This window comes from Robertkochia aurantiaca (genome assembly GCF_020166495.1).
GTDB classification, from domain to species: Bacteria; Bacteroidota; Bacteroidia; order Flavobacteriales; family Flavobacteriaceae; genus Robertkochia; species Robertkochia aurantiaca.
The window spans coordinates 64,161-76,785 of the sequence record NZ_JAINZS010000004.1; the positions used below are offsets into that span (position 1 = coordinate 64,161).

The 12,625-nt window shown below is 44.2% G+C and carries 10 protein-coding genes; 6 read left to right on the forward strand and 4 right to left on the reverse strand.

From position 1 onward, the window contains the following. Positions 1–20 precede the first annotated feature (20 nt). The 5 genes from K7R10_RS06045 to rlmB all read left to right on the forward strand — a co-directional run bounded on the left by K7R10_RS06045 (position 21) and on the right by rlmB (position 7,699). A complete protein-coding gene (locus tag K7R10_RS06045) occupies positions 21–1,691 on the forward strand; it encodes a SusD/RagB family nutrient-binding outer membrane lipoprotein (RefSeq protein ID WP_224483788.1) in 1,671 nt (556 codons plus the stop codon). A 57-nt stretch (positions 1,692–1,748) separates the two neighbouring features. Next, on the forward strand, positions 1,749–2,621 hold the full coding sequence (locus tag K7R10_RS06050) for a hypothetical protein (protein WP_224483789.1): 873 nt from the start codon (positions 1,749–1,751) through the stop codon (positions 2,619–2,621). A gap of 176 nt (positions 2,622–2,797) precedes the next feature. Continuing rightward, positions 2,798–6,106 carry a VCBS repeat-containing protein gene (locus K7R10_RS06055; RefSeq protein ID WP_224483790.1) on the forward strand — a complete coding sequence of 1,103 codons (3,309 nt, stop codon included), beginning with the start codon at positions 2,798–2,800 and terminating at the stop codon, positions 6,104–6,106. Between the two features lie 28 nt (positions 6,107–6,134). Further along, the gene (locus tag K7R10_RS06060) at positions 6,135–6,887 is read left to right on the forward strand and encodes a hypothetical protein (protein ID WP_224483791.1); all 753 of its coding nucleotides are present in this window, start codon (positions 6,135–6,137) and stop codon (positions 6,885–6,887) included. A 65-nt stretch (positions 6,888–6,952) separates the two neighbouring features. Further along, on the forward strand, positions 6,953–7,699 hold the full coding sequence (gene rlmB / locus K7R10_RS06065; RefSeq protein WP_224483792.1) for a 23S rRNA (guanosine(2251)-2'-O)-methyltransferase RlmB: 747 nt from the start codon (positions 6,953–6,955) through the stop codon (positions 7,697–7,699). Between the two features lie 22 nt (positions 7,700–7,721). Here rlmB and K7R10_RS06070 read toward each other — a convergent pair whose 3' ends face one another. Further along, a complete protein-coding gene (locus K7R10_RS06070; RefSeq protein WP_224483793.1) occupies positions 7,722–8,471 on the reverse strand; it encodes a rhomboid family intramembrane serine protease in 750 nt (249 codons plus the stop codon). A 104-nt stretch (positions 8,472–8,575) separates the two neighbouring features. Here K7R10_RS06070 and K7R10_RS06075 point away from each other — a divergent pair, with 104 nt between their 5' ends. After that, positions 8,576–9,853, forward strand: coding sequence for a replication-associated recombination protein A (locus K7R10_RS06075; protein ID WP_224483794.1), 1,278 nt, complete (start codon positions 8,576–8,578; stop codon positions 9,851–9,853). On the opposite strand, the gene K7R10_RS06080 is transcribed toward K7R10_RS06075, so the two are convergent. From K7R10_RS06080 to K7R10_RS06090, 3 genes are read right to left on the reverse strand one after another with little or no spacing between them, the layout of a single operon-like run. Continuing rightward, a complete protein-coding gene (locus K7R10_RS06080) occupies positions 9,850–10,650 on the reverse strand; it encodes a hypothetical protein (RefSeq protein ID WP_224483795.1) in 801 nt (266 codons plus the stop codon). The genes K7R10_RS06075 and K7R10_RS06080 overlap by 4 nt on opposite strands. Positions 10,651–10,654: 4 nt before the next feature. Continuing rightward, positions 10,655–12,070 (reverse strand): DUF5723 family protein, encoded by a 1,416-nt coding sequence (locus K7R10_RS06085; RefSeq protein ID WP_224483796.1) that lies wholly within the window; start codon positions 12,068–12,070, stop codon positions 10,655–10,657. Then, positions 12,063–12,617 carry a hypothetical protein gene (locus K7R10_RS06090; protein ID WP_224483797.1) on the reverse strand — a complete coding sequence of 185 codons (555 nt, stop codon included), beginning with the start codon at positions 12,615–12,617 and terminating at the stop codon, positions 12,063–12,065. The genes K7R10_RS06085 and K7R10_RS06090 overlap by 8 nt, the downstream gene beginning before the upstream one ends. Positions 12,618–12,625 lie beyond the last annotated feature (8 nt).

Genomic DNA, 12,625 nt, shown 5'->3' on the forward strand with positions numbered 1-12,625 from the left:
AAAAATATATCATATATATTATGAAGAAACTATATAAATATTTAACCGTTGTTTTAGCAGCAGGCGGCCTTTTGACAGCCTGTGAAACAACAGAAATGGAGCTCCTTGTGAGTCCGAATGACCTGGCAGCAGATCAGGCAGACCCCAACCTCCTGCTGAACTCGATTCAGCTGGCATACGTCTCGAATCTCGAAGAGATCAGTGACATAGGTGCAGAGGTTACCCGTATCGATTATATGTTCGGTCGGAACTACTTTAACAACTATCCCGGCCAGACGTTCAGCAACTCCTGGGCGAGAACATACAGTAGTGAGTTCAACATTCCGGGTTCAGGTGTTGATGTCGGAATCTATTCGAACGTTTCGGCTCTTGAAGCCATTAACGAAGAGTCTGATGTGGATTATTCCTTCCACATTGCAGTAGGTGAAACCCTGAAGGCGCATATGCTGTTGCTTTTGGTAGATTACCTTGGTGAGGCGGTTTTCACCCAGGCCAACATGGCAGATGAATTCCCAGCCCCAATGCTCGACGACGGAGCCACCGTTTACGAAGGTGCTCTTGGGCTTCTTGACAAAGCAGAAGCGCTGTTTGCAGCTTCTCCTGCTACTCAGGGTGCTGAAGACTTTTTCTACGGCGGAGATACCGATAAGTGGATCAAACTGGTGAACACCATCAGACTGAAAGCTTACGTTACCACCGGTAATTCAGCAGCTTTCAACTCTATTATAGCCGGCGGAGAGTACATTGACACTGCTGCAGATGATTTCCAGTTCAACTACGGAAGCAGTGCGTTACAGCCTGATACCCGTCACCCTGACTATGCAGATGATTACACTCCTTCAGGAGCGAACATCTATCAGTCAAACTGGTTGATGGAGACCATGCTGGAGAAAGATGATCCAAGACGTCGTTATTATTTCTACCGTCAGGTGTCAGCTACGCCAGGTGCAGATGCTGAGCCGAACGAAGAGACCCTTGCCTGTTCACTGGCAACGCCACCTCAACACTATATTGATGGCAACTTCACTTACTGTGCTGTTGGTGAAGGTTACTGGGGTCGTTCACATGGAAACAACGAAGGAACACCTCCTGATAACTTCCTGAGAACTGCCGTTGGGGTTTATCCCGCTGCCGGTAAGTTTGATGACAGTGACTTCGGTACTGTTGGACTTGGAGAAGGTGGCGGTGGTGCCGGAATTCATCCGATCATCCTTTCATCTTACGTAGAGTTCTGGAAAGGCCGTATGGCAGGTTCAGATGCTGAAAAAGCCGGATTCCTGAGAGCAGGTCTGGAAGAGTCTATTGCGAAAGTTCAGACATTCGGGTCATTAGATCCAGATGCAGATCTTTCTGTTGCTCCTACCGAGGCTGATGTAACTGCATACATTGATGGTGTTGTTGCTGATTATACCGCTGCTGCCGGGGATGCTAAAATGAACATCTTCGCAGAGCAGTATTTCATCACCCTCTACGGTGGTGCGCAGGATGCCTACAACTATTACAGGCAAACGGGATTCCCGACTACCTTGTTACCTAACTGGGAGGCTAATCCGGGACCATTCCCAAGATCGTTCCTGTACCCACAAAACGAGGTGATCACCAACCCGAACCTTACACAGAAGCAAGACCTTACGCAACAGGTATTCTGGGACAACAACCCGGCCAGCCCGGCTTTCCCTCCTGCTAACTAAGGAAGAACGAGAATGCAAATGCATCTAAGTAAGAATTAAAACTCTAAAAAATAGTACATGAGAACAAAATATAAAATTTTAGCAGCACTGGCCGGTCTTCCGTTGTTGTTCACCAGTTGTGATGACGGGGATGCTGTGGTAGATTTCGTTACCGAAAATACCACCCGGGGAGCTGTTTTAAGAACCATTGAGATCACTGAAAATGTGATCCTGACCGACAATCCTGACGGGGCGTTTTCTGCCACTTTCGAAGTTCAGGATCAACAAGACGGAGACCTCGTTGAAGAGGTTGAAGTTTATGCTCGCTATGTAGACCAAACATCATCTGATGGTCCTGGCAACAGCGAAGAAGCCTTCGTTGAAACCATTTCCAGTGATTCGTTTGAAACAGGACCCTTTGGCTTGCCAAGGTTCAGCTACGATATTACTCTTGGACAGATGTTATCGGCAACCGGAGTATCTCAGGATGCTATTAACGGTACCGACGAATTCAGAATCCGCTTTGAATTGGTATTGTCTGACGGAAGAAGATTCTCTTTTGAAGATAACACCAATACCATCACAGGATCTTTCTTTAGTTCTCCTTTCCAGTACACCGCACTGTTGGCTTGCCCTCCAAGCACACCAACTCCCGGAACCTGGACTATCGAACTTCAGGATTCATACGGAGACGGATGGAACGGAGCTTCACTTGATGTAACCATCGATGGTGAAACGACCTCTTACACCCTTGCCGACGGAGATGCTGCCACAGAAACCTTTACCGTTCCTGACGGAGCTGCAGTTATCGCTATCGTTTACCGTTCAGGTGCATGGGATTCAGAGGTAACCTTCCAGGTGATCTCTGCCAATGGAAATGAAGTACTTGATCTCGGACCTAATCCGCCAGCAGATATACAGCTTCTGGACTACTGTCCTGACAACTTGTAATCTCAATTTGATTAAGCTTGGAAAGGCCCGGTCTATGACCGGGCTTTTCTTTTATAATCCTGTTTCGATTTTGCATTTTAAGCTTTCAACTCAGGCCTATCTTTTTTATATTGAAGCCGTTTAAGAACCCTACATTCTTCACTATGTATAAAACGCTTAAATCAACTTTACCGCTGTTGGCAATTCTCTTGATTTCCTGCAATAACAAGGAAGCCGCTACCGTAAATAAACCTGAATACGATCCGGTAATTACCGATGAAAAAATATATGACCGTTTAACACCCGAAGAGACCGGTATCGATTTCTCCAATGAAATCACTGCCAATCTTTCCACCCTTGAAAACCTGTTTAACTACGACTATTTTTATAACGGTGCAGGCGTGGGGATGGCAGATATCAATAATGACGGCTTACCAGACCTTTTCTTCGCAGGCAACCAGGTTAAAAACCGCCTTTATTTGAATAAAGGCAATATGGTTTTTGAAGACATCACTGAAAAAGCAGGTATAAATACCGGAAAGATATGGTCAAACGGGGTCACCTTTGCCGATATCAACCAGGACGGCTATATCGACATCTATGTAACTCAGGGTGGCCCTCACAAACGTCTGCAGCGTAAAAACCTGCTCTTCATCAATAACAAAGACAACACTTTTACAGAAATGGCCGAATCCTACGGTCTTGCAGATATGGGAATCAGCACCCAGGCAGTCTTCTTTGATCACGACAAAGACGGCGATCTCGACTGTTTCATTCTAAACGAAAATGAATTATACGGACTCGATCCCCTCGGCCTCTACAGTGTCCTGAAAGAACAGCCGGAAGCACTTCAATTTAACACCTGCCGCTTCTATGTAAATAACAACGGCAAGTTTGTGGATTCTACAGAAGAAGCCGGATTATTGCGGCCATTTTTCGGTCTTGGCCTTACCGTTTCAGACATCAATAATGACAGCTGGCCCGATATCTATGCCGCCAGTGACTATTACCTGCCGGATGCCTTATACATCAACAACCAGAAAGGAGGCTTTACCGATGAAATAAAGAACTATACCAATCAGATTTCCTTTTATGGCATGGGTATCGATATCGCAGACATCAATAACGATGCCCGGGAAGACATCTATGTACTTGATATGGCGGCCAACGACCATGTAAGATCAAAAACCCTGATGGCTTCGATGAGCACCGACCGCTTTGACTTTCTGGTTAATACAGCAGATTTTCAGTATCAGTACATGTACAATTCCCTCCAGCTGAACCAGGGCAATAACCGGTTTGATAATATAGCCCAGGTGACCAAGACCGCAAGTACTGACTGGAGCTGGTCTGTATTGATGTCTGACCTCGATAACAATACCCTCAAAGATATATTCGTCACTAATGGTTACCGTCGTTATGCCCTCGATAACGATACCCAGCGCCGGGTATTTGAAACCCAGAAAAAGTACAATGGCAATGTGCCCCTGGAGGTAAAACAGCAACTTTATGAAAGTATCCCCTCTGAGAAACTGCCGAATTTGATTTTCAGAAATGAAAAAGACCTGCATTTCGAAAACGTGAACGAGGTATGGGGACTGGAAGAAGCCACCTTCAGTAACGGAGCCGTGGTAGGTGACCTCGATAATGATGGTGACCTTGACATTGTCATTAACAATATGGACGAAGAAGCCTTTGTCTACCGCAATAATACATCGGAAAAGAAAAGGGCCAATTTCATTCGCGTCAAGCCGGAAGGCAAAATATCTGAATCTTTCCCAAAGGTCAGTCTCTATGCCGGCGGCCAACATCAGTATAATGAGGTAAAACGGGTAAGAGGCTACCGTTCTGCCCAGGAACCGGTTGCCCACTTTGGCTTGGGAAATATCTCCCAAATAGATTCTATCGTTGTAGAATGGCCATCGGGTATGAAAAACCTGATTTCAGAACCCCAAATCAATACGGTGGTGAATGTCTCTGAAAAAGATGCAACTAAGCCCGCAGCTCCTGAATTAACAGAAGAAGCCTATTTTGAAAACATTCCGGCTACATCGTTGGGCCTGGTATATACCCATAAGGAAAACGATTATGACGATTTCGAACAAGAAATTCTACTTCCTTACAAACAGTCCAATATCGGACCTGTCATCAGCCGACATGACGTCGATGGAGACGGAGACGAAGACCTGTTTATAGGAGGTGCCTCAGGACAGGCAGCAAGTCTTTTTATCAGGGAAGATGACACCTATATTAAAACAGATCAGCCCGCCTTTGATGATGACCGGAATTACGAAGACATGGAAGCTGCATTTTTTGACCTTGAAGGAGACGGAGATCTCGATATCTACATAGTCTCAGGAGGAAATGAATTTGAAGAAAATTCTGAATGGTACGCAGATCGTATATACCTGAATGACGGCAACCAAAAATACACCCGTTGGGTCAGCCAGGAATTGAACGAACGCAGACACAGCGGAAAAGCTGTACTGGCTACAGATATTGACAACGACGGAGACAGCGACCTGATAGTGGGTAATCGCATCAGGCCAAGACATTATCCGCAGCCCTCCCCTGCCATCGTATATCAAAATAACAACGGTGTTCTGGAGGAGGTTACAGAAAGCATTGCTCCCGAATTGTTGAATTTTGGTATTATCAACGATCTTCAATTGACCGATTTCAACAATGATGGAACAACCGACTTTATTGCCGTTGGTGAATGGACTGAAATAGGCTTCTTTGAAAACCGGGGAGGTACCTTTAAAAAAGTTCAGAAAGAAGGAATTCCAAAAGAACGAGGCTGGTGGTACTCGGTTCAGGAAACCGATGTTAATAATGACGGAATGCCCGATTACCTGGTTGGTAATGTGGGAATGAATATCAAATTCAAGGCATCTGAAGAAAAGCCTTTCAAAGTTTTTGCAACAGATTTTGATGATAACGGAAGTAATGACATCGTATTGAGCAAAAAATACAAAGATGAGTATGTCCCGGTCAGGGGCAGAGAGTGTTCTTCGCAACAAATGCCTTTTATCAAAGAAAAATTTGAGACCTATAACGAATTTGCCAATGCGAAGCTTATCGATATCTACGGTGATAAACTGGAGTCTTCCTACAAGGCCGAGGTAACAGAATTCCATTCGGTATTATTGCTGAACAATGGGGATGGAACATTTAAAAAAGTGGAACTACCGGTCGAGGCGCAATTAATACCCATTATGGCAGCTGTATTCACAGATCTCAACGGCGATGGCTTTGAAGATGCTATCCTGGGAGGTAATATTTATGAAACCGAAGTGGAAACCCCCCGACTGGATGCCTTATCAGGAATTGTACTGTTATCGAATGGAAAAGATGGGTACCAGGCGATATCACATGCGGAGTCGGGATTGTACCTCAACGGAAATATAAAATCAATGACCCTGTTTTCGGTCAATAACGACGACTACCTGCTGGCGGCCCAGAATAACGGCCCGATATTTGCCCATAAAATAAAAAAACCTTAATATTTGTAAATCAAAAACATAGCAATCAATGAGAACATTTTTAACAACCTTATTTATAACCCTTTTAACAGGAGGAGTCGCCAACGCACAATACGCCGGTCAGGCACTTGCAACCGGAGGTTCCGGTGCCGGGGGACAGTCTAATGCCAGTGCTGCAGCCATAGCCACCCTCGTGAGAGATTCAGATCCTACAGCTAAAAAGTTTGATTATAAGTCTGACGATTTTGCAGGCTCACCCTATACCAACAATAATTTCATACCTACCGAGATTTATTACGAAGATGAGAAAATGGGAGATTTCTTCTACAGATATAACGCCCTTAACCAGGAAGTGGAATTAAAAAAGACCGGGAGCGAAGAAGAGCCTGTTCAGGCACTTCAGACCGACAAGAAGATCACTATCAAAGTTGAGGGAAAGGATATGTCTTTTAAAACCTTCACAGATCAAAAAGACAATACCCTAAACGGATATCTAATCAAGCTTTATGACGGAGATACCTATGATCTGTATAAGAGAATCAAGGTAAAGTTTTCTGAAGGTTCGCCTGCCCAGAACTCTTTTGTAGCAGCCACACCCAACCGATTCACGCATTTCACAGAATATTATTTTCAGAAAGACGGCGTAAATCGTATTGATGAGATCCCTTCCAGAGACAGAAAGTTTCTGAAAATGCTAAGCGAAGAAGAAAAACAGGAGGTAAAAACCATCCTGAAAGAAAAAGGATATAGCTTAAAAGAAGAGCAAGAACTGATCGGATTGTTCCGAAACATGAACATGTAACCGATAAGTTCATATTGATTACAAGACCACCTCTTCCAGAGGTGGTTTTTTTATACTTTTGTCATATGAAAGATACCACTCAGATATTCGGCATCAGAACCGTTATAGAAGCCATCGATGCAGGCAAAACCATTGATAAGATCTTTATTCAAAAAGGGCTCCAGGGAAATCTGATCGATGAATTGAGAGACAAGATCAGAGAAAATGAAATCCAGGCAGCTGTGGTTCCCGTGGAAAAGTTAAACCGTTTCACCAAGAAGAATCACCAGGGCGTCATTGCCTCATTATCTCCGGTAGACTTTCATTCTCTTGAAGATCTGGTGCTTTCGGTGACCGAATCGGGTGAAACACCCTTGTTCCTATTGCTCGATCAACTCTCTGATGTCAGAAACCTGGGCGCTATTATCCGTACTGCGGCTTGTACAGGGGTACATGGAATTATTATTCCAAAGAAAGGCAGCGCTCCCATTACAGCAGATACCGTCAAGACTTCAGCCGGAGCGATCTTCAAGGTTCCAATCGTGAAGGTCGATCACATCAAAGATGCTATGTTCTATTTACAGGGTTCCGGTATACAGGTGGTGGCTGCTACAGAAAAGACAGAGAAGACGCTGTATGAATGCGATCTCAGCATCCCCACAGCCATAATCATGGGCTCTGAAGAGAAAGGTGTTTCTGCTTCAGTATTGAAACTTGTTGATCAGAAATTGCAACTACCCATGAGCGGAAGTATCGGCTCATTGAATGTATCTGTTGCCTGTGGGGCATTTCTCTATGAATGTATCAGACAACGGAGGTACAGCGACTCATAACAGACACTTATAATACCGGAATTCAATCCTCTTTTTCCCGGTAATGATATTTGATGCGTAAATGGCCTTTGGGTTTGGCAATATTGTCATCGTCTGACTTTTCTCCTTCACCGGTTCCTATGAAATTCCCGTCTTCATCGAATTGCTGCAGAAAGGGATCTGATTCTTCGTTATAATCTTCCCGTTCCCATTGGTATCTGTAAGGTTGAAGCACCTGCGTGCGGTAAACAAAGGCCAGAAATAAGCCGGCAAGGGCTCCGCTTAAATGCCCCTCCCAGGATATCTCATCATTGACTGGAATTACGTACCAAATCATACTTCCGTATAAGAACACTACCAGTAAGGAAAGTGCTATAAGGCGATAATTCCCCGCCATGATACCCTTAAAGAAAATAAAACTCACCAGGGTGTAGATCATTCCACTTGCTCCAATATGATAGGCCTGCCTCCCGATAAGCCAGGTTAACATCCCGCTTATAAGCAACCCATAGATCAGCACCTTCCAGCTGATTTTGCGATAAAAATAAAAAAGCGCGCTGCTCAAAATGATAAGTGGCAGCGTATTATTCCATAAATGCTCGAGGGAACTATGAATAAAAGGGCTCAATATAATCCCCGGGACACCCGATAGCTTTCGCGGCATGATTCCCAAACGTGTAAGATCTTCTCCGGTCAGCAATTCCATCCAGTATACCGACCATATGATTATGGCGAAAAACAGTGGATAAATAACCACCAGCAGGCTGAATTCCAACTCCCTTTCCTGTTTCATCTCCCGGATATTGATAATCAATTCCTAAAATAACCGTTTTCCTGATCCCTGCAAAACACCCGGGATATAAAAACGTATTCGCTGAGAGTTCGTATTTTTGAATCATGAGCAAACCTTTAGCAGAGCGTGTACGCCCTAAAATACTCGAAGACTATCTAAGTCAGCAACACCTGGTCGGACCGGAAGGCAGTCTGACCCGGCAGATCAAGAAAGGAATAATTCCTTCTCTGATCCTATGGGGCCCACCGGGAACAGGAAAAACCACCCTGGCACAGATCATCGCCGAAGAAAGCGGAAGACCATTTTTCGTGCTAAGCGCTATTAACAGTGGAGTTAAAGATGTGCGAGAGGTCATCGAAAAAGCCAAAAAAAGCGAGGGACTTTTTACCACCAAAAATCCTATTTTATTTATAGACGAGATTCATCGTTTCAGTAAATCACAACAAGACTCTCTTTTAGGTGCCGTAGAAAAAGGGTGGGTCACCCTTATTGGAGCGACGACTGAAAACCCCAGTTTTGAGGTCATCCCTGCTTTACTCTCCCGATGCCAGGTCTACACGCTGGAGCCTTTCGGCAAGGAAGAACTGCTCCAATTACTGGAACGCGCCATAAAGGTCGACCCCGAACTTGCTAAAAAACAGATCGTACTAAAGGAAACAGAAGCCCTCATGCGATTTTCAGGAGGAGATGCCCGCAAACTCCTTAATATATTTGAATTACTGGTTAACGCCTCAGAGACCGAGAATATAGAGATTACCAATGCCATGGTAATGTCGCAGGTACAGGAATTCACTACACGTTATGATAAAACCGGCGAACAACACTACGATATCATTTCGGCTTTTATAAAATCGATCAGGGGCAGTGATCCCAATGCAGCGGTGTATTGGCTGGCCAGAATGATCGAAGGTGGTGAAGATGTGAAATTTATCGCCCGCAGGATGTTGATACTGGCATCTGAAGATATCGGTAATGCTAATCCTACCGCCCTGGTAATCGCCAATAATGCCTTTCAGGCGGTAACAACAATTGGTTATCCGGAAGCCCGCATCATTCTCAGCCAGTGTGCAGTGTATCTCGCAACATCACCCAAAAGCAATGCCAGTTACATGGCCATCAACAAAGCGATCAGTATGGTCAGGCAGCAAGGTGACCTTCCGGTTCCCTTACACCTGAGAAATGCTCCTACAAAATTGATGAAAGACCTTGGGTACGGAGACTCTTACAAGTACTCCCATGATTACGAGATGAATTTTGCAGATCAGGAGTACCTTCCCGAATCCATTTCAGGAACACGCTTTTTTGATCCGGGCGCCAACAGCAGAGAACAGTCACAGCGGGAATTTCTGAAAAAAAGGTGGAAGGACAAGTACGGGTATTAAAACTCCACCTTCCATGTTTCTTTGACTAATTGTCCATCTTTATAATATTCAGCCACCCAGTATTCACCTTCCTTATAAAACATCCCACTGTAATTGGTAATAATAAAACGTTCGGGATCTGAGGTCTTCCTGAGCTTGAATACCAATTTCGGTCTGGTATCTACCAATTGATACCCGTCGGCTAATTTCTGGGCATACAAGATATCCGGATCGGGCAACTCAGTATCTTTCATGATCTGTTCACCGGTTTTCGTTGACATGATCTCTACAGTAGCCTGTTCCTTCATGATCTCTGCCGACCCTTGTGGGGTAGACAATTCTTCTCCCCTTTTCTGACCGGAACTCAATTCGAGTGCCAAATCAGGATCATATTGGTAGTTAAGCTTTTTTATATCTTTAAAAGCCTTATCGAAAGCCTCCCGGTATGCCGGTTCATATTCTTTTATCTTGGTGCTGCCTTCCTCAGAGATAAAAACCATTTGATTTTTACAATTGATAAGACGCAATAAAAGCTTGGTGGTCAACATCCCTGAAACATTTTCAACCTCAGCACGCAGACCCATACAAGGGTTTTCTATCAGTTCGTCAGGCCGCGTATCACTGTAGTAAACATCAAATCCTGCATTTTCAAACTTATACTTCACATAGGTATTAAAGCGGTATTGGTTCGCGTCTTTCTGCCATTCGTACTTTACGGGCACAACGACATAACGATAAGCGTTCAGTGGCTTAGTTTCCTGGGCGTTTATAAGATTGACAAACAAGAATAAAAGAAGTAAATGCGTATATTTTTTCATAACATTATCGATAAGACCGGTCAGGTAAAATGAAATTTAGTCCCAATTGAACCGAAGCGTAATTGGCGTCTGAAATATTTCCATACTCCAAGAAATTATCGGCCAGCAAGTAGAAGTTAAAATTAGAAAAATGTGTGGAAACCCCAAGGCCTAAATTCGTCTTTGTATACTTATCGGCTGTATAACTCAGTTTCATTCTCAAAAAATCGAAAACCCGTCTGTAATAAAAAGCCGTAAGGGCCGTATTGATACCTCTTGGTCTCTTTATCGCATATAATTGTACTCCAACTGAATTCTCATAACCCGTATCCTCTATTTTACAGCCGCATTTCTTCTTTCGATAGAGCATATTGCCGAAATTATGCATCATGGCAGCATTAAATTTAACAGGTCTCCAGCTGACATAGTTTTGTGATATGGTGTCTAATGGCAATTGTTCCTCCAGGTCCTCTTTGATCTGCTCCCAATAATCATCCAGAAAATCATCGTCTGTCGCTTCACCGAACTCGAATTCGATTCCCTCTAACTGATAGGCACCGTTCAATCGGTAAGATTCAATATCTGTTGTGTGCAAAATCATCCCGATATCCTGTATACTGGCTGTATAGGTCCAGGCCTCTGTTGGCGTATAGGTCAAACCCAGATCAAGTCCAAGTCCGTAATTCCCGCTGAAAAGAGCCCTGGAAAGCAACCGCCCGGTACCGGGAGAATCATCTCTGATTGAGGCATAGCCCGAGGTTCTTAGCGCCATGTCGGCAACCACATTATGCGAATAAATATTGTTTTCACCCGGTACACTCACAAAATCACCCTTGTTGTTTGCAGTAGAGAAATTGATCATGCTCGAATAGAATTTACCCCGGAAACCCCAGCTAAAATCTTCGCTTTCCTTAAAATTAATACCAAAATGAAAAGTGGTAAGTACTTCCCCCTGGGCATTAAGATGGCCCAGGTCATATACCCGGTTCACATTCCCGGCATTACCTTCATAAGCCAACAAGGCGATATCCTGTGGAAAATAATTATAGGCATTCAATTCCTGGTAGATCCCCATAGAGTAAAAGCGGTTCGACCGGTAATCTTCGGGGCGAAACCCAAGGTAGATCAATTCCAGTTGCTGATTTACTTCTATGACATCACTGCTGTTCAGGCGATAGATAACCTCTTCTACCTTTTGCGTAAAATCCCTTCCGTCATCAGCGAAAATATCATACACTGTAAAACCACTTGTGCCTGACTGCACATATACCCCCGATAAAAGGGGAAAGCCCAGAAAACCCTTCTGTAGCACTTTACCACCGGGATTAACGAGCAAGCTTTGTGGAATTTCACGAAAATTATACAGGAGCTGCTTGTTCTGTGCATAGGATCCTACCCACAGAAAGAGACTGGTAAGCGTAATGGCGCAACTCTTAATCATTAAATCTCATATAATAGGTACCACTGGACTCAAAGAGCAGGCTTCCTTCAGACTGGGGGGTCAGTACCGGGCTTCCCGCCTCCAGAACTATTTCTGCCGTCACCAGGTTTGTTTCTTTAAGCAGGTAGATATTCGATTCATCAAAATATGCCGTTGCGGTTACCACCACCGGAGTTCCGTTATAAGGGGGAATGCTCACCGGAATGGTGTAGACCACTTCGTTATTCGAGTTATAAAAATCGATTTGGGTGGTAAAGCTTCTGGGTATTGTATTGGTGTATCTGAGAAAAAACTCTGCTTCTTTCAGGTTATCATCAAAAAATTCCTGGGAGAACAGGTCTGCAGTTGTCGAATCGACATACACCGTTCTGCCTCCCAAATCATCTTCTCCGAAATCAGCTGCCAGGTAATCATAATAAGCCAAACTTAGCTCAATTACAGGCTCGTATCTAAAATCATCAACCTGGTCGAAGTCTAACTCCTCTGTGCATGAACCACAAATAAGAGCCAATACAAAACACCCCAAAAACACCCTCAACATACTCATTTTCATTA

Bases quoted from the DNA above. Each gene is read 5' to 3' on its own strand.
- K7R10_RS06045 (WP_224483788.1), top strand. From the start codon at position 21: ATGAAGAAACTATATAAATATTTAACCGTTGTTTTAGCAGCAGGCGGC.
- K7R10_RS06050 (WP_224483789.1), top strand. From the start codon at position 1,749: ATGAGAACAAAATATAAAATTTTAGCAGCACTGGCCGGTCTTCCGTTG.
- K7R10_RS06060 (WP_224483791.1), top strand. From the start codon at position 6,135: ATGAGAACATTTTTAACAACCTTATTTATAACCCTTTTAACAGGAGGA.
- rlmB (WP_224483792.1), top strand. From the start codon at position 6,953: ATGAAAGATACCACTCAGATATTCGGCATCAGAACCGTTATAGAAGCC.
- K7R10_RS06070 (WP_224483793.1), bottom strand. From the start codon at position 8,471: ATGAAACAGGAAAGGGAGTTGGAATTCAGCCTGCTGGTGGTTATTTAT.
- K7R10_RS06075 (WP_224483794.1), top strand. From the start codon at position 8,576: ATGAGCAAACCTTTAGCAGAGCGTGTACGCCCTAAAATACTCGAAGAC.
- K7R10_RS06080 (WP_224483795.1), bottom strand. From the start codon at position 10,650: ATGAAAAAATATACGCATTTACTTCTTTTATTCTTGTTTGTCAATCTT.
- K7R10_RS06085 (WP_224483796.1), bottom strand. From the start codon at position 12,070: ATGATTAAGAGTTGCGCCATTACGCTTACCAGTCTCTTTCTGTGGGTA.
- K7R10_RS06090 (WP_224483797.1), bottom strand. From the start codon at position 12,617: ATGAGTATGTTGAGGGTGTTTTTGGGGTGTTTTGTATTGGCTCTTATT.